Source organism: Nocardia sp. NPDC055321 (assembly GCF_053645575.1).
This window is the reverse complement of record NZ_JBSHMS010000003.1, coordinates 381,681-398,163: the sequence shown is the minus strand read 5'-3', so window position 1 is coordinate 398,163 and position 16,483 is coordinate 381,681. Positions and strand designations below refer to the sequence as shown.

At 69.0% G+C, this 16,483-nt stretch carries 15 protein-coding genes; 7 read left to right on the top strand and 8 right to left on the bottom strand.

The features are described 5' to 3' along the window. Positions 1-8 precede the first annotated feature (8 nt). Positions 9-2,057, top strand: a complete 2,049-nt coding sequence (locus tag ACWIGI_RS06645) for a M3 family metallopeptidase (protein ID WP_454201351.1) — start codon at positions 9-11, stop codon at positions 2,055-2,057. Between the two features lie 39 nt (positions 2,058-2,096). On the opposite strand, the gene ACWIGI_RS06640 is transcribed toward ACWIGI_RS06645, so the two are convergent. Together ACWIGI_RS06640 and ACWIGI_RS06635 are read right to left on the bottom strand one after the other, a co-directional pair. Next, a complete protein-coding gene (locus tag ACWIGI_RS06640; protein WP_454201350.1) occupies positions 2,097-3,254 on the bottom strand; it encodes a hypothetical protein in 1,158 nt (385 codons plus the stop codon). Next, the gene (locus ACWIGI_RS06635; RefSeq protein WP_454201349.1) at positions 3,254-4,189 is read right to left on the bottom strand and encodes a metal-dependent hydrolase; all 936 of its coding nucleotides are present in this window, start codon (positions 4,187-4,189) and stop codon (positions 3,254-3,256) included. The genes ACWIGI_RS06640 and ACWIGI_RS06635 overlap by 1 nt, the downstream gene beginning before the upstream one ends. A 170-nt stretch (positions 4,190-4,359) precedes the next feature. On the opposite strand from ACWIGI_RS06635, the gene ACWIGI_RS06630 reads away from it, so the two are divergent. After that, entirely contained in the window at positions 4,360-4,980 is a 621-nt protein-coding gene (locus tag ACWIGI_RS06630) for a TetR/AcrR family transcriptional regulator (RefSeq protein WP_454201348.1), read from the top strand. Between the two features lie 121 nt (positions 4,981-5,101). After that, complete coding sequence (locus ACWIGI_RS06625; protein WP_454201347.1) at positions 5,102-6,097, top strand: alpha/beta hydrolase; 996 nt, start codon at positions 5,102-5,104, stop codon at positions 6,095-6,097. 77 nt (positions 6,098-6,174) lie between these two features. On the opposite strand, the gene ACWIGI_RS06620 is transcribed toward ACWIGI_RS06625, so the two are convergent. After that, on the bottom strand, positions 6,175-6,621 hold the full coding sequence (locus ACWIGI_RS06620) for a VOC family protein (RefSeq protein ID WP_454201346.1): 447 nt from the start codon (positions 6,619-6,621) through the stop codon (positions 6,175-6,177). A gap of 70 nt (positions 6,622-6,691) precedes the next feature. Here ACWIGI_RS06620 and ACWIGI_RS06615 point away from each other — a divergent pair, with 70 nt between their 5' ends. Beyond that, positions 6,692-7,309 (top strand): TetR/AcrR family transcriptional regulator, encoded by a 618-nt coding sequence (locus ACWIGI_RS06615; protein WP_454201345.1) that lies wholly within the window; start codon positions 6,692-6,694, stop codon positions 7,307-7,309. 1 nt (position 7,310) lies between these two features. Here the strand turns inward: ACWIGI_RS06615 and ACWIGI_RS06610 are convergent, their stop codons facing one another. Continuing rightward, on the bottom strand, positions 7,311-7,490 hold the full coding sequence (locus ACWIGI_RS06610; RefSeq protein WP_354987925.1) for a hypothetical protein: 180 nt from the start codon (positions 7,488-7,490) through the stop codon (positions 7,311-7,313). A gap of 278 nt (positions 7,491-7,768) precedes the next feature. Between ACWIGI_RS06610 and ACWIGI_RS06605 the strand changes: the two genes are divergently transcribed. Beyond that, complete coding sequence (locus ACWIGI_RS06605; RefSeq protein ID WP_454201344.1) at positions 7,769-8,122, top strand: hypothetical protein; 354 nt, start codon at positions 7,769-7,771, stop codon at positions 8,120-8,122. Between the two features lie 159 nt (positions 8,123-8,281). Beyond that, positions 8,282-9,460 carry an alpha/beta hydrolase gene (locus ACWIGI_RS06600; protein ID WP_454201343.1) on the top strand — a complete coding sequence of 393 codons (1,179 nt, stop codon included), beginning with the start codon at positions 8,282-8,284 and terminating at the stop codon, positions 9,458-9,460. 80 nt (positions 9,461-9,540) lie between these two features. On the opposite strand, the gene ACWIGI_RS06595 is transcribed toward ACWIGI_RS06600, so the two are convergent. The 3 genes from ACWIGI_RS06595 to ACWIGI_RS06585 all read right to left on the bottom strand — a co-directional run bounded on the left by ACWIGI_RS06595 (position 9,541) and on the right by ACWIGI_RS06585 (position 15,332). Continuing rightward, positions 9,541-13,116, bottom strand: a complete 3,576-nt coding sequence (locus tag ACWIGI_RS06595; RefSeq protein WP_454201342.1) for an arabinosyltransferase domain-containing protein — start codon at positions 13,114-13,116, stop codon at positions 9,541-9,543. A gap of 301 nt (positions 13,117-13,417) precedes the next feature. Beyond that, a complete protein-coding gene (locus ACWIGI_RS06590) occupies positions 13,418-14,410 on the bottom strand; it encodes a hypothetical protein (protein WP_454201341.1) in 993 nt (330 codons plus the stop codon). A 118-nt stretch (positions 14,411-14,528) separates the two neighbouring features. Beyond that, positions 14,529-15,332: a transglutaminase-like domain-containing protein gene (locus ACWIGI_RS06585; protein WP_454201340.1), complete on the bottom strand. Its 804-nt coding sequence runs from the start codon at positions 15,330-15,332 to the stop codon at positions 14,529-14,531. Positions 15,333-15,402: 70 nt separating this feature from the next. On the opposite strand from ACWIGI_RS06585, the gene ACWIGI_RS06580 reads away from it, so the two are divergent. Continuing rightward, positions 15,403-15,945: a YaeQ family protein gene (locus tag ACWIGI_RS06580; protein ID WP_454201339.1), complete on the top strand. Its 543-nt coding sequence runs from the start codon at positions 15,403-15,405 to the stop codon at positions 15,943-15,945. Positions 15,946-15,954: 9 nt separating this feature from the next. Here the strand turns inward: ACWIGI_RS06580 and ACWIGI_RS06575 are convergent, their stop codons facing one another. Next, positions 15,955-16,413, bottom strand: coding sequence for a hypothetical protein (locus ACWIGI_RS06575; RefSeq protein WP_454201338.1), 459 nt, complete (start codon positions 16,411-16,413; stop codon positions 15,955-15,957). Between the last annotated feature and the right edge of the window lie 70 nt (positions 16,414-16,483).

Genomic DNA, 16,483 nt, shown 5'->3' with positions numbered 1-16,483 from the left:
TGGAAACCATGACGATCAACCCGTTCTTCGAGCGCAGCACGCTCCCGTACGAGCTTCCGGATTTCGCGGTGATCGACGAGGAGCACTACCTGCCCGCGTTCGAGCGGGGAATGGCGGTGCAGCTGGTCGAGGTCGCGGCCATCACCCGGACCGAGGACGCGCCCACCTTCGCCAACACGATCGAGGCGCTGGAGCGGTCGGGGGCGGTGCTGACCCGGGTGGCCAACGTGTTCTTCAACCGATCGTCCTCCGACTCGAGCCCGCGTATCGAGGAGATCGAGGCGGAGATCTCGCCGCTGCTGGCCGCGCACCGGGACGCCATCCACCTGGACCCCGAATTGTTCGCGCGAATCGAGGCGCTGCACGCGGAGCGGGAGCAGCTCGGGCTGGGGCCCGAGGAAGTACGGCTCATCGAGCAGTATCACCTGCGGTTCGTGCGGGCCGGAGCGCGCCTCGACGCCGGGCAGCAGGCTCGGTTGCGGGAGCTGAACGCCGAATTGGCGGCCGCGAGTACCGAATTCGGGCAGAACAACCTGGCCGCCACCAACGCCGCGACGCTCGTCCTGGACAGCGAGGCGGAGCTGGCGGGGCTGGGGGCGGCGGCGGTCGCGGCGGCGGCGGAGAACGCTCGGTCGCTCGGCCACGCGGGTAAGTGGGCGCTGAGCCTGCAGAACGTGTCCAACCAGCCGATCCTGGCCGAGCTGGCAGACCCGGGCGTGCGGGAGCGGGTCATGTCGGCGTCGCTGGGGCGCGGGTTCGGGGAGCACGGGGCCAACGCGGGGCTCGCGGTCCGGATGGCCGCCATCCGCGCGGAGCGGGCCGCGCTGCTCGGGTACGGCGACCACGCCTCGTACGCGGTCGCCGACCAGACCGCCAAGACCGCCCCGGCCGTCGAGGAGATGCTGGCGCGGCTGGTCCCGCCGGCGGTCGCCAACGCCGAGCGCGAGGCGGGGGACCTGGCCGCGGCCATGCGGGCCGATGCGGACGAGCGGGCCGAGCTGCGGTCGTGGGACTGGCAGTTCTGGTCGGAAAAGGTTCGGGCCGAGCGGTTCTCGGTGGACGCCGAGGCGCTGCGGCCCTACCTCGAACTCGAGCGGGTGCTGTGGGACGGGGTGTTCTTCGCCGCGGGGCTCGCCTACGGCATCACCGTGCGGGAGCGTCCGGACCTGCGTGGATATCACCCGGAGGTCCGGGTTTTCGAGGTGTTCGACGCGGACGGCTCCGCGCTGGGGCTGTTCCTGGGCGACTTCTTCACCCGGCCCTCCAAGCGCGGCGGGGCCTGGATGAACGAGCTCGTGAGCCAGTCGCGGCTGCTCGACCAGCGCCCTGTCGTGGTGAACAACCTCAACATCGTCAAGCCGCCGGAAGGCGAACCGGCACTGCTGACATGGGACAACGTGCGCACGCTCTTCCACGAGTTCGGGCACGCCCTGCACGGGCTCTTCTCCGACGTCCGGTACCCGTTCTTCTCCGGCACCGAGGTGCCCCGCGACTTCGTCGAGTTCCCGTCACAGGTCAACGAGATGTGGATGTCGCATCCGGCGGTGCTGGTCAACTACGCCCGGCACGTCGAGACCGGTGCGCCGATTCCGGCCGACCTGGTCGAGCGGCTGGCCGCGGCCGAGCGTTTCGGTGAGGGCTTCAGGACCGTCGAATACCTCGCCGCCGCCCTGCTGGACTGGGCGTGGCACCGGCTGCCCGAGGCCGACGCCAAGGCGGGCATCGACGCCGAGACCTTCGAGGAGCAGGCGCTTCGTAAAGCGGGACTGGCGCTTTCGACGATTCCGCCGCGCTACCGCACCGGCTATTTCGCGCACATCTTCGCCGGCGGGTACGGCGCGGGCTACTACTCCTACATCTGGAGCGAGGTGCTGGACGCGGACACCGTCCAGTGGTTCGAGGACGGCGCCGCCACCCTGCGCGAGAAGGGCGAGAGCTTCCGGCGCGAACTGCTCGCGCGCGGCGGCTCGGTCGATCCGCTCGCCGCGTTCGAGACCTTCCGGGGCCGGGCGCCCGAGATCGAGCCGTTGCTGGTCCGGCGCGGGCTCACGGTCTGACCGGCCGGGCCCGGCACACGGCCGGGCCCGGCCGTACTGTCAAGCCACGCTGGAGCTTTCGGCGTCCGGCGTGGCGGCGACCGCCCCGGGGGTCTGCTCCCGGGGAATCGTCCACACCGCGACGACGGATCCGATGGCCACCACGAAGCAGGCGAGGGTGAACCACAGGTTGCCGATCGGATCGCCGTTGGCGGTCCGGCCGTCGACCGCGTCGAAGAAGTCCGGCAGCGCGGTGATCCAGAAGATCGCGAAAACGACCAGGTACAGCGCGCTGTAGACCTGCACGAAACGGTTGGTGTACGCCGGGATGCCGGACTCGCCGCTGCGCAGAATCCGCCACTGCCGGAACAGGATCGGAATGGCGACGACCGCGATCAGCACCAGCTCCGCCGCGTAGATGACCCCGCGGACCGTGGTGCTGCCCATGCCGAGCACCGTCGCGGGCAGCGGCAGGATGAAGGTGCCCAGCGAGGCCAGCAGCCCGATGACCACTGTGCGCCAGACCAATTGCACGCCGGTGAAGTGCTGACCCGCGTCCACCTGCCGCCCGACGAACCAGCGCACGCAGAACGCCAGCGACATCGGCCACAGCGCGGCGAAGACCACCACGCTCGGCAGCGGCACCGAATCGAAGAACGGCGCGTTGATCGGATTGTCGAGAGACCATTCCCACCAGCGCAATTGCGGTCCGATGTGATCGAAGATCTCGTAGAACGCGTGGTGCACGAAACCGACGCAGGCCGCGCCCAGGAACGCGCCGTAGCGATGGAAGACCCCGAGCATGCGCACGATCTCGTACGCCACGGTCGCCATGAACGGATAGATGGCGATGATGTAGAGCGGTAGTCGGCCCCACATGAATTCCACCGTGAACACGTTGTGCGCGAACATCGTGTCCACGTGCTCTTCGATGCCGAATGCCGCGGGGAAGTACAGCGGCGGCTCGATGATGAACAGGTAGGCGGTGGCGCCGAACCAGAGCACGAGGTTGGTCGGATCGCCGTTGCGGCGCAGGCGAACCACGGCCAGCGCGAGCGCCAGGATCGAGCCGACCACGATGAGCAGCTCCAGCACCGGGAGCGTCCAGTTCTCCAGGTGCAGCGGGCTGCGCAGTTCGAAGAGCCCGCCGGCCTCCTCGCAGGTGAAGCCGAGGGCCTTCGACAGCTCGTCGAAGGTGGGGGTACAGCGATCGGACATCAGCGCACCTCGGACTTGGTGCTATCGGCCGTATACCACTGCGTCACATCGTATCCGGCCTCGTAGCGCTCGAACCACACGTCGGCGAGCGCGGGCAGGGCCTCGTACTTGGGGTTGTGCTTGGGCAGCTGGCTGCGGATGACGCCGCGCAGGGCGATGAGCTGCTCGCGCAGATTCAGGTCGTCGAACGCGCGCGGCATCGGGCCGTTGTCGTGGGCCTCGAGCCACGGCACCACCCGGCGCAGGCGCTGCATGTGGCGGTACGAGGCGAACATGGCCATGGCGTCGACGCCGCGATCCTCCAGCGGCACATGCTTGTTGAAGCCCTCGCACGCGATGCGGATGACGTCCATGACGTGCTTGAAGATCGACGGCGCCTTGCGCATGCGGTAGACGTCGCTGCCGACCAGCGAGTCGAAGATGATGAGCGCGGAACTGCGGTGCTCGACCTCCTCGACGAAGTGCCAGATGAACAGCGAGGACACGCGGTCGTCGCCGGGGGCGAACAGCGTCGAGTCGTTGTCGAGCATGAGCTTGAAGACCGAGGTGAAGGTGGCCTCGAGGTCCGCGGTGTAGGCGAGCCGGTATTCCAGCGGCGTGTTCTTGACCAGCAGGTCGAATTCGCCGACCACCTCGTCGAGGGTTTCCTGCAGGCCCGGCCAGCGCTTGATCAGCCCGCGCACGTGCCCGCGGTGCGCGGTCGAGTGCTGGCCCTCCTGACGCATGAAGGCATCGGCCTCCTCGGCCACTTCGGCGTCGGTGAACTTGGGCTTGGCCTGCAGGATCGTCTTCACGATCATCTTCTCGAAGCCGATGGCCAGGAACGAGACCGCGTTCGCCATGGCGGAGAAGGCCGGGTTCTCCTGATTCCACAGGAACGGCACGTCGTGGTCTTCGAACGCGAAGGTCAGCTTGCGCACTATCAGATCGGTCATTGTCGGCGGTACCTCGTCTTTCCCGACGTGGGCTGGGGCTGCTGGTTCGGCTCGGATGCTCCGAATCAACGCGACCATACACGGAACGTCTCATGTGTATGATAACAATCGGCGCGGCCGAGCAGAATCCCCGAAACCGCGAACGGCATCGGCCCTGGTAGCGTCGGGCAGTGGCGAGAAGGCGCGGGTGGGGCGGGAGTCCGCCGGAGAACGACGACGAGGCATCACGCCGAATCGTCGCTGCGGCAGTGGAATTGATCGGCCGCACGGGGGCCGAGATCAGCATCGCCGACGTGGCGGAGTCGCTCGGGGTCATCCGGCAGACCGTGTACCGGTACTTCCCGAGTGCCGCCGCGCTCATGCAGGCTTCGGCGATCGCCTCGGTCAGCGGCTTCCTGGACCGGCTCACCGCGCAGGTGCGCGGCATCTCCGATCCCGCCGAGGCCATGACCGAGGCGATCGTCTTCACCCTCGCCGAAGTGCGCCGCACCCCGCACCTGGGCATCGTGCTCTCGCCCACCTCGGTCAACGCGCACCCCGAGGAGATGACCTCCGAGGCGGCGCAACAGTTCGGCATGAACATGATCGGTCGCTTCGATGTGGACTGGGAACGTTTCGGCTACGACGAACCGTCGCTGAACGGGTTGGTCGAATTCGCACTGCGCACCATGCAGTCCTTCTTCGTCTCCCCGGGAAATCCACCGCGCACCGATGACGAACTCCGGGTATATCTGCGCCGCTGGGTGGGGACAGCGATCATGGCGCAAATGTCGGAGCGCTCGGTGCAATAGCGCCGCCGCGGTACCCCCGGACTATCGAATTCTGGCGTGTAGTAGACAGATTGGGCTGAGCGACAGCGCAATTCGGTCGGATTCGGTATTTTTACCGGGGGATAACGCAGGAGGTAATCCGGTGGGAACGACAACTCGGAACGGGAAGGCACGCGGCGGCCGGGGGTGGGCGTATCGGGCCGGAACCGTGCTCGCGGCGGGCGTTCTCGTCTCCTCGGCCGGAATCGGCACGGCGGTGGCCGCACCCGCGCACGGTCCGGTGCTGCGCACCCCGGCCGGTGGTTACCAGGAACTCTGGGTTCCCTCCAGCATGGGCTCGATCAAGGTGCAGGTGCAGTGGGCCGCGCGCGGCGGCAGTTCGGCGCTGTATCTGCTCGACGGCCTGCGCGCGCCCGGTGACCACAGCCAATGGGTGAGCGACACCGACGCCCTGCGCCAATTCGCGGGCGACAATGTCACCCTGGTTTTCCCGGTCGGCGGCCACTCCAGCTTCTATACCGATTGGCGGCGCCCGAGCAGCACGAACAAGCAGGGCACCACCTATCGGTGGGAGACGTTCCTGACCAAGGAACTCCCCAATTTCCTGGCGAAGTACGGGGTTTCGCGCACCAATAACGCCATTGTCGGCGCGTCCATGGGCGGTAATGCCGCCCTGATCCTGGCGGCCAATCATCGCGATCAGTTCAAGTTCGCGGGATCGTTCTCCGGATACGTGAATCCGACCTTCCCGGCCTGGAGCGAAGGCATGCGCGCGGCCATGTGGGACGAGGGCCGGTTCAACATGGACGACATGTGGGGCCCGGCCGGTGATCCGGCGTGGGCGCGCAACGACGCCACCGTGCAGGCCGAGCGGCTACGCGGACTGCCGACCTACGTCTGGTCCGGCAACGGCGTGCCCGGTCCCGCGGATCTGCGCTTCGGATTCGGCAACACCATCAACGCCATGGGCCTCGAGACCATGACCATGGCCGCGGCCCAGATCTTCCGGGGCCGGGCGAACGCGCTCGGTATCGGCGCGCGGGTGGATATCGGGCAGGGTACGCACACCTGGCCCTACTGGCAGCAGGCCCTGGCGACGTCGCGGCCGATGATCCTGGACGCACTGCGCCTGAGCTGATTCGCCAACGCGCGCATCGTCTTTCCTTCGGAGGCGGCCCCGCCCGCGCGGGGTCGCCTTTGTCGGCGCGGGCGCGATCAGCGTGCGCCGAAGCGCTCGGCGGAGTACTCGGCGTCGAACTGCTCGACGAACTCGCCCTCCGGCGGGATCTCGGTGATGACGTCGATCAGCAGGCCGTTGGGGTCGGTCACGATGAAGTGCCGCTGGCCGAACTCCTCGCTGCGCAGCTCCTGTTCGGCCGCGAGTCCGCCCTGGACGACCAGGCGATCCCATTCGGCGTCCACGTCGTCGACCTCGAAGTTCAGGATCAGGCCCTGCGTGGGGGTGCGGTACTTCTCGGGGACGCTGGGGTGCGTGGGATCGAGCAGGGCCAGCTCGTAGGTCCTGTCGTCGGCGGTGCGGCGCAGGCTCACGTACCAGTCCGCTTCGAAGGTGATGTCGAAGCCGAACCACGAAGTGTAGAAGTCGCGGGATTCCGCGACCCGGGTCGTGCCGATAACCGGGTAGAAGCTGCTGAGTTTCACTGTTTCGCCTTTCGCGCCCGTGTTCACATACCGTTGGTACGTGAGCTACGCTAGCTGACATTCCATCGGTATGTCAACGGAGAGGTTCGGGATGGCGAGCGAGCTGCGCAACCGGCAGCGGGAACAGACCCGGCGCACCCTGCTGGACGAGAGCAGGCGGCTCTTCGCGGCGAAGGGGTATGCCGCGGTGGGCCTTTCGGAGATCACCGCCGCGGCGGGGGTGACCAAGGGCGCGCTCTACCACAACTTCGCCAGCAAGACCGAGCTGTTCCGGGCGGTCCTGCAGGAGGTACAGGACGAGGTGGGGGAGCGGGTCGCGGCGGCGGCCGACGCCCGGCCCGAACCGTGGGATCAGCTGGTCGCCGGGTGCGAGGCTTTCCTGACCACGTGCGTCGATCCGGAGATCCAGCGCATCATGCTCATCGACGGGCCGGCCGTCCTGGGCTGGCGCGAGTGGCGGGCCATGGACGAGGGCGCCTCGGCCCGGCATCTGCATGAGGCGCTGAGCGAGTTGGCGGCGACCGGTGTGATCGCGCCGCAGCCGATCACACCGCTCACCCATCTGCTGTCCGGCGCCATGAACGAGGCCGCCATGTGGCTGGCCGACGCCACCGAGCCGAATGCGCTGGCGGACACCATCTCCGCGCTGCGCCGGTTGCTCGACTCGGTGCGTTCGGAATCGAGGTGAATCAGGCCGCGCGGCCGGTCGAGCTGTCGTGCTCGCCGTGATCGCGACCCGCGAGCTCGTCGCGCAGGGCCTGGTGCTTGCGGCACAGCCGCCACAGGCCGGTGCGGGCGAAAGCGGGGTCCAGGCGCTGGACGAAGGTGAGGTTTTCCTGCCGCCAGCAGTCGTGGCACTTGTCGTTCATCGCGGCCTCCTTCGTATCCTCGGCGTCGTTGCCTCGGGATCGAGTACCTGATGAATTCCCCACGCGCGCGTACTCACTCGTCCCGCGCGTACCGGTTCAGCCACAACTGGGTTTCACCTCGCGGCGGATCAGCGGTCTGTTTCCCGGCCGCTATAGCGTTCGCGGTATCGGCGTTGCCACGCGTGGGAGGGCGTGCCAGCCTGGTGGAAGCGGGAACGCCGGGGGCCGGCGCCCAGTGGCCGGCCGGTCGTCGGAGCGAGTGCGCGAGGAGGAGAGTCGTGAATCATCGGGCGGAGCTCGACGGGGTCGCCGGACTGCTGGTCGCCATCGAATTCGCCGACGCCGCGCACCGGGAGATCGGCGTGCGCTGGTCGCCCGCGAACGCGCACAAGAAGCTCGAGTACGCGCGCATCTTCCTGGTGCCGGTGACGCCCGAACCCGAGCGCGTGTACCTGGAACTCGTGGACACGCTGCCGTACGGATCGGTCACGCTCCCCGAATCCCTGCCCGCCGGTGAATACGCCATCGAGGTCGACGCGTACGGCAGCGCGAGCTGGGGCGACGGCCGGCTGGACGCGCACGGGCGCAGCGCGTGTTTCACCGTCGGGACCCCGCTGACGCACGCGGGCTGAGGCGAGGGCCGCGGCGGGTTCACGCGGCCCTGTATTCATTGCGAACCCCGCGCGGGGGCGCGTTATGCTGCTCGGCGAGATCCGCCGCGGTATCAACGCGCGGGTGGGTGTGGGGAGCGGCCGAAATCTGGGCCGCACAACGGAAAGGCATAACAGGATATGGGTGGCGTAGCTGTGCGAGGGGCGCGCTCGCGCCGACACAGATACCGGGGAGGGTGGGTCAAGCGCAGCGTCATCGGCGCCGCCGTGGCCGCGTTGCTACCGTTCGGGGCGTCGGTGGCAGTGGTGGTTCCCGCTGCGGCGGAAGAGAATCCGGCGGCCTTCGACTTCCTGGTCGACTCCAGCATGGGCCAGGTCAAGACGCGCATCGTGCGCGCCGCCGACGGCAACACCGATCGGGTGGTCTACCTGCTCGACGGCGAGCGCGCGCTGAGCACCATGAACGGCTGGGAGATTCACACCGACATCCCCGCCGAGCTGGCCAAGTTCAACATAAACGTCGTCATGCCGGTCGGCGGGCAGTCCAGCTTCTACGCGGACTGGAAGGAGCCGAGCAACATTCTCGGCAACACCGACGCGGGCGGGCTGCTCGGCTCGGACTCCGGGTCGGCGGTCTCGGGCTGGGACGATCAGCAGGGCAAGTCGAACACGTACAAGTGGGAGACGTTCCTGACCAAGGATCTGAAGACGGCGCTGCGGGATCGACTGGGCTTCAGCACGACTCGCAACGGCGTGTTCGGACTGTCCATGGGCGGGTCCGCCGCGCTGCTGCTGGCCGCGTACTACCCCGAGCAGTTCGTCTACGCGGGGTCGCTGTCGGGCTACCTCTACATGTCCGCGCCGGGCATGCGGGAGGCGCTGCGCCTGGCCATGCTCGCCGCGGGCGGCTACAACATCGACAACATGGCGGCCGCCGGCAGCCCGGAGTGGAAGCGGTTGGACCCGTACGGTTTCGCGGCGCAGCTGCAGGCCAACGGCACCCGCCTGTACATCGGTTCGGGCAGCGCCCAGCCCGCCTCGCAGGACCTGTCCTCGTTCGACGCGGTCACCCTGGGCATGCCGCTGGAGGCCATCGCGCTGGCCAACACCAAGGCGTTCCAGACCAAGCTGGCCGACATCGGCTACGACAACGTCAGCTACGACTTCCCGAGCCTGGGCCTGCACAACTGGGGCAACTGGGAGCAGATGGCCAAGCGGATGATTCCGGATATGGCGTCCCGGATCGGCAAGCCGCTGCCCGCCGGGCAGAAGCCCCCGGGCGAGGGCCAGCCGCCGGGCGAGGGCCCGCCGCCGGGCGAGGGCCCGCCGCCCGGTGAGGGGCAGCAGCCGCCGAAGTAGGCGCTGACAGCTGTAGCGGAACGAAAAGAGCCGCCGCCGTTCGATATACGAACGGCGGCGGCTCTTTTCGTGTTGCCGAGCTAGCCGGTGCGGATCGGCTCCTCTTCGGTCCAGCCCCAGCGGTTCTCGACCTCGACGTTCAGATTCGCCAGCGGTGCCTTGGCATCGGCGACGAACTGGTACTGCTGGAGCTCGCCCCAGTCCCGGGTCCAGTCGTTCGCCAGGTAGGCGGGGACCGTCCGGGGTTGCAGCAGCAGATCTATCCAGCCGAGGGGACCGCCGCCGGACAGGCCCTGCCAGGGGGTGGAGACCTGGGCGTTGAGCTTGTCGGGCTGGATACGCCAGCTCGGGAGTTCGGCGACGCCGTCCCGGTGCCGGAACGGGCGCTGGCACGGGAAGGCCAGGCCCACTTGGAAATCGGCCAGCACGGGATCGTTCTTGCCGATCACCGTGTTGAGCGTCGACAACTTGGGCAGGCGGGGCGGGGTCACCGCGAGCCAGCCCTTGTCCGAGAGGCCGTCGGTCCCGGCGACGAGGCGAATCGCGTTGGTGTCGGCCGGAATCCGATCCAGGTCGATCGGCAGATTCCGCCATACCGGCGCGCCGCCGATGTTCGGGGGCGTGAGATCGCCCAGGGGGCGGACCGTGCCGTCGTCGGCGCGGTGCGCGAACTCCAGGCGCAGCTGCTGACCCTCGATCTCGCGGCCGTCGTCGGCCCGGGCGGCGATGCGCCCGGCCACGGTCAGCACCAGTACCCGGTAGGCGGAATCCTGGTGCGCCGCGGCCAGATCCAGCTTGTACCACTGGGTGGTCAGGCTCGCGGGCCGCTGCTCGCCGGAGGCGTAGCTGCCCAGCACCGGGGTCCGGGCGGAGTCCAGGCCGAAGGGCAGGTCGACGGTGCTGCCGTTGATCCCCTTCTGAGTGCGTGGCTGCTCGCCGCCGGGGCCGCTCGGGCCACCGGGACCACGGGCACCGCCGGGGCCGCCCGGCGGGGGACCCGGCTGCCGCTGGCCGCCGCCGGCGCCGCTGTCCGGTGCGCCGCCGCCAGGCGGGCCACCCGGTGCGCCGCTGTCGGGGCTAGCGCCGTCCGGACCGTCGGGAACGAGGTCACCCACGCCGTCGGCGGTGAACCCGATGTTCTCCGCGGCGAGTCCGTCGGCGGGCTTGCCGGTGTAGGGCAGCAGCAGCGACTCTGTCGTATTCGTCTCCACCAGAACGTCTTCGGCCAGGCCGCAGGGCTTGCCGGTCAGCGCGCGCAGGTTGGACAGCGCCACCGAATACCCGGGGTACTGGGCGCAGGCGGCGTGCGCCATGGACGCCACCTCGAACAGCACCACGGCCGCCGCGGCGATGGTCAGCGGGCGGATGGCCATCCGATCGGCACGGCCGCGGTCGGTCGCGGGTCGGTAGGGCTCGCGGTAGTACCGCCAGCCGGCGATGCCCAGCACCAGCACCGCCGCGATCAGGAACAGCGTCGACACCGCCGTTCCGCCCAGTTCCGGGGCCCGATTCGACCACGGCACACCGTATCCGGAGACGTACCACCAGCCGTTGGAACCGGTCGCGGTCACCGCCAGCAGGAACAGCACGCCCGCGGCGAACAGCGCGCGCTTGTAGCCCGCGCGAATCACGCTGCCGCCCACCGCGACCGTGGTCACCGCCGCCAGCGCGGCGGCCAGGCCCGCGTACACCCCGAGGTGGTGGGTCCACTTGGTGGGGGTGAACATCATGAGCAGCAGGGACATGAACACGATGCCGAGCACCCGGACCACCGGCCCGCGTGCGGTATCGGGAATCCGCCCGCCCCGGGCGCGCAGCACCAGCGCGCACACCACCAGGCAGCCCAGCATCGCCAGAATGCCGAAGCGGCGGGCCAGGGAACCGTCCGGGTTCAGTGACAGCAGCGTCTCCCAGCGCGAGAACTCCTCGAACCAGGACTTGTCGGGACCGATGAGCTTGCGCACGCGGGTGGCCTCGAGCACCGTGGCCACGGTCTGATCGGCGAGGACCACCGTCAGCACCAGCGTGCCCGCCGCCGTGATCGGCGCGAGCAGCGCGGCCAGGGCCAGGGGCCGCCCGGCGGGGGTGGTCACGGCGCGGACCCGGGTGACGATCGTGTGCAGGACCGGTCGGGAACCGGCGACGAGCGCCGCGAGACAGATCAATCCGCTCGGCCCGGCGGCCAGTGCGAACGCCGCGATCAGGACCGCGACGGCGGCCGGGAGCAGGCGGCGGGTGGCGATGGCGCGTTCCATCGAGCACCACGTCAGCAGGGCGGCCAGGGCGATGAGCGGTTCGGGGCGCAGGCCGTTGTTGTAGGGCAGCCAGACCGCCAGGAACACCAGCCCGGCCGTCCACCGGGCCGCCGCGCTGCCGCGCACCCGGGAACCCAGGCGCGGCAGCACTTCCCGGCTGATGACCCACCAGCACAGCAGGCCCGCGAACAGCGCGGGCAGGCGCAGGAAGACGCTCGCGTCACTGATCCGCGTCAGATACGCCAGCACCTCGTACGGCCAGCCGAAGGGAGCCTCGGCGACGCCGAACCAGCGGTAGTAGTTGGCCGTGTAACCGGCGTGCTCGGATACCCGGGCCATGGTCAGGATGTAGCCGTCATCGGAGGTGTTGGCCCCGATCACATGCCACAGCGCCAGCGTGGCGCCGACCACGCCGTCGGCGGGGGTGACCCGCCACCAGCGCGCGGGCAGGAAGCGGCGCGCCCGCCTGCCGTCGGCGGAATCGATGCGGTGCAGGCAGATCAGGGCGATCAGGGTGCACAGCAGCGCGCCGATCATGGCGGCGAGCTTGAGGCCGCCGGGGGCCGAGGAGAAGCGGGAATCGATGTCCGCGTGCAGTGTCGCGTCGCCGAGTGCGGCGCGTTCGAGATCGGTGTAGACGCCGACCAGCTGCGGGCGGACGTCACCGTCGATGGTCTTCGCGAACGGGGAACCGTCGGCTCGGGTCACGCCGGTCACCTCGACGGTGGTGGCGGTGGCGGTCGAGCGCAGGATCAGCGCGGCGCACTTCGGCGCGGGCGCGGGTTGCGGATTCGCGGCGGGCGCAACGGCATTGGCGGGCGGCTTGGTCCCGGGCGGCGGGGTGGTGCCCGGCGGTGGGGTGCTACCCGGCGGCGGGGTGCTGCCGGGCGGTGGGCCACCGATCGGCGGCGGTCCACCCGGTCCACCCTGCCCACCGGGGCCGCCCGGCGGCGGATTACCGGGCGGCATACCGCCTTCGGGGCCGTTGCCGTTCGGCCCGCGCAGACCCGCGGGCCCGGCCGGGTTTGTCGCGGGGACCGCCTTCGCGGCCTCGGCGCCGAGGATCTCCGACAGCGGCGCGCTCAGCAGTGGCACTCCCCGCACCACCACCGACAGCGTCCGCACGGTCTCGGTCTTCGTCTCGGACGCGGCCTCGGGTGCCGCCCCGGACGTCGACTCGATTCGTGCGATCAGGCCCTGCTCGGCCGCACCCGGCGCCTTCGCCGGAACGGTGGAAAGCACCGTCCCGGTGGCCAGATCACGCAGGGCCGTACACGGCACACTCGCATTCAGCGACAGCGGAACAAAATCCACCAGCGGAGCGGTCACCTGGACCGACTGCGCCTGTGGCCATTCCACACTCGTTCGATCCTGCCGAACCGGCAGCAGCGGTGTGAGCACCGCCAGTAGAACTCCTAGAACCCCCGACACAAGGGCGATCAGTTGTACCCGGAGCAATCCGGGAGAATCTGCACGCACGAACGCCGATGCTAACCATAGGACCCGGTAAACACCCCGTGGGTTTTCCGGAGCCCTGGTCAGGGAATCGGGCGTGAGCGAGCGCGCGGGCGGTCCGAGAACTCGGCGGTGCGATGCGGCGAGCCGGCCGGGACCCGCGATGACCCGCCGCGGCCGGGCCGGCGAATCGCCGGGCCGACCGCGACGGGCACCGCGCGGGACGGTCGGGGTCCCGCGCCGCCGGTCAGTCGATGGTGAAACCGAACGTGGGCGCGGAGCCCTCGCCCTTGGTCGCGTCGTAGGTCACCACATAGGCGCCCTCGGCCGGACTCGGCACCACGAAGACGACGTAATTCTTGGCGTTGTCGATGGTTTCGTTGCGATTGAGCAGTTCATTGATCGGACCGCGAATATCGGCGGGCAAGGACTGCCCGTCCGGCGTCTTGATGGTGAAGTAGTCGTAGAAGACATTCGTGCCGCCGTCGGGAATTCCGGACCCGCCGCGCAGCGTGATACGCAGAGCGAGATCCATTTTCCCGTTCTCGTTCTTCGTATAACTGGGCGTCAGTGTGCCGCCGGTGATCTGCACCGTGGTCTGATCCTGGGTCAGGGTGCCCGAGACGTTCAGGGTCTCAGGCGCGACGCTGACCACCTTGCCGCCCGCCGCGAGCGGAATGATGGTCTGGTTGTCCGCGGCCTGGCCGTAGACCAGGGTCAGGGTGTCGATGAGATGCCCGGGGTCCGAGAGCTTCTGGATCGAGGTGGTCGCGCTGCCGGTGGCGGTGCCCTTGCCGGGCACCGTCGGATTGTCGAAGCCGGCGCCGCCGTCGACCTCGCCGCCGAACTGCAGCGCCGGGTAGACGCTCAGGGTCTTGGTGTCGGTCGTGGTGTTCTTGTAGGTGATGTCGACGCGGATCTTCGCGCCGCCGTACTCGTCCGGCACCACCGTCGCCTTGTCCACGGTGATCTCGAAGCCCTCGTACCAGCCGGTCTTGCCGATCGTGCGCACGGTGGCCTGATCCTGTCCGCCGCCGCCGGACGAACTCGGCTGTCCCGGTTGGCCGGTGCCCATCGGCGCGGCGTTCTCCGAGGCGCCGGGTCCGTTGCCGGTGTCCTCGCCGGTGCACGCCGTGCCCAGCACGGCCGTCGCCGCGATGAGCAGGGCCGCCGCGACGGCTGTGCCCCCGCGGTATCCGCGCCCGGCGGTTCCCGCCCTGGTCTCGTTGGTCGATCGCACGCTGCCTCCCATAGATTCGCGATCCCGGTGCGCGTCGCTGCCCCTGACGAGCGAGTGTTTCGCAAGGAGATCCCCTGTCGCCGCGTCGTCGTTAACGCGGGGTCCGTTCCGGCGCCGGTCAATTGATCGTCGTCGGGTGAATGTGGTCGTCGTAGGGGAGCGGGCCGTCCACGAACGAGCGCACCCACAGTCCGTTGACGGTGATGTCGCCGCCGTGATTGCCGAGGAAGGCGATATCGGCGGCGTCGCGGCCGGTGGCGATGCGCACCAGGCTCGAGCGCGGCGCGAGCCGGGTGGGATCGAACACCTGCCAGCCGCCGCCCACGTACGCCTCGGCGACCGAGTGGAAGTCCATGGGCATGCAGCCGGGCGGGTAGACCGAGGCGACGCGGGCCGGAACGCCCACCGCGCGCAGCAGCGCGACCGTGAGATGGGAGAAGTCCCGGCAGACGCCGTTGCTGGTCAGCAGGGTGTCCACCGCGCTGTCGCTGGGCGCGCTGCTGCCCGGCAGGTAGCCGATGCGGCGGGCGACCCAGGCCGCCACCCGGCCGGGCACCTCCGGATCGTCTATGCCGCAGCCGAACTCGGCGGCGGCGAAGCCGAGCATCTTGTCCGACTCCACGAATCGGCTCGGCCGCAGGTACAGGGCGAGGTCGTAGTCCGAGGCGGGTTCCGGCCGGGCGGCGCCGAGGACCCGCGCGCTGTAGTTCGTCCGCAGATTGCCCGCACCGCAGCGCAATACGTGGATCCGGGACCCGTGCGGCCCGCTCACCTCCTTGGCGGTCTGTGGCACGCCACCGAGTTCGAAGCTCAGTGTTTCGATCACCTCGACGCCGGGCTGATGAGCCACCGCGATCTGGAATTCGAGCAGGGATTCGGCATGGACCTCGACGTCGAGAAGAACCGAGACGTCACGCTTCACGATCCGATTCTCGCAGGCGAGGCCATGCCCCCGTGGGGTACCGGCGCGATACAACTAAGCTTTCTTTCTCATGGCCCTCAGCGCGACTTTGTTCAACTTCTCCGTTCAGCTCGCGGACGTCGATCGCGGCGTCTACGAGGATCTGGAGTTGCGGCTGGCACGGCACCCCTCGGAGAACGACGAGTTCATGCTGACGCGGTTGCTGGCCTACTGCCTCGAGTACGAGGAGGGCATCGCCTTCAGCGACGGCGGCGTGTCGGCGACCAAGGAACCGGCCGTGCTGGTCCGGGACCTGACCGGGCGGGTGACCGCCTGGATCGAGATCGGCTCGCCCGACGCGGACCGCGTGCACCGGGGCAGCAAGCTCGCCGATCGGACCGCGGTCTACACCCACCACGATCCGGCCAAGGTGCTGGCGCAGCTCAGCGGCAAGAAGATTCACCGGGCGCGGGACATCACGCTGGTCAATTTCGAACCGGACTTCATCGAGAAGGCGGTCGAGGCCATCGAGCGGCGAAACACGGTGTCGCTCTCCATCACCGAGGGCGATCTGTACCTCGACATCAACGGCTCGAGCTTCAAGACCGTCATCGAGAAGCGGACGCTGAGCTAGCGCCGCGGGTCAGGACCCGGGGCGGATGATCATCAGGACCACGACGATCGTCCAGAGCAGGTTGTAGATTCCGGCCAGCATGCCCAGGGTGCGCAGGCGGGTGCCGTCGTCGGGGGCCTCGAGGGCCTCCTTCTGCATCGGGTGGATCTGTACGGCCAGCAGCACGCCCGCCAGGACGGTGATGACCATGGCCGCGGTGATCCAGATTTCGCCCATGCGGCCCTGGACCGAGGCCAGGATCATGCCGATGACGGGGACCGCGATCCCGGCCACGGCGTACCTACCGGTGATGCGGTGCAGCAGCCGGGCGACCGCGGCATCGCGCTCCGAGGGTTCGTCCGCCGTAGCATCCGCACCCGCGGTGACGAGCGCGTAGCGCGGGAAAAGACTGGTCGCGACGGCCGAGCCGCCGATGAAGACGATGCTCGCCACCACGTGCACCGAAAGCAGAAAATGCTGCAAGGCCAACTCCAGTATCCTTCAGGTGCATTGAAGCTTAGTCGCAAGCTTCAATAAGGTTGAAGGATATGGCGGAATT

Excerpts from the sequence above, each read along its gene's own strand:
- ACWIGI_RS06600 (WP_454201343.1), top strand. The coding sequence starts at position 8,282 with ATGGGTGGCGTAGCTGTGCGAGGGGCGCGCTCGCGCCGACACAGATAC.
- ACWIGI_RS06645 (WP_454201351.1), top strand. The coding sequence starts at position 9 with ATGACGATCAACCCGTTCTTCGAGCGCAGCACGCTCCCGTACGAGCTT.
- ACWIGI_RS06580 (WP_454201339.1), top strand. The coding sequence starts at position 15,403 with ATGGCCCTCAGCGCGACTTTGTTCAACTTCTCCGTTCAGCTCGCGGAC.
- ACWIGI_RS06640 (WP_454201350.1), bottom strand. The coding sequence starts at position 3,254 with ATGTCCGATCGCTGTACCCCCACCTTCGACGAGCTGTCGAAGGCCCTC.
- ACWIGI_RS06615 (WP_454201345.1), top strand. The coding sequence starts at position 6,692 with ATGTCAACGGAGAGGTTCGGGATGGCGAGCGAGCTGCGCAACCGGCAG.
- ACWIGI_RS06635 (WP_454201349.1), bottom strand. The coding sequence starts at position 4,189 with ATGACCGATCTGATAGTGCGCAAGCTGACCTTCGCGTTCGAAGACCAC.
- ACWIGI_RS06610 (WP_354987925.1), bottom strand. The coding sequence starts at position 7,490 with ATGAACGACAAGTGCCACGACTGCTGGCGGCAGGAAAACCTCACCTTC.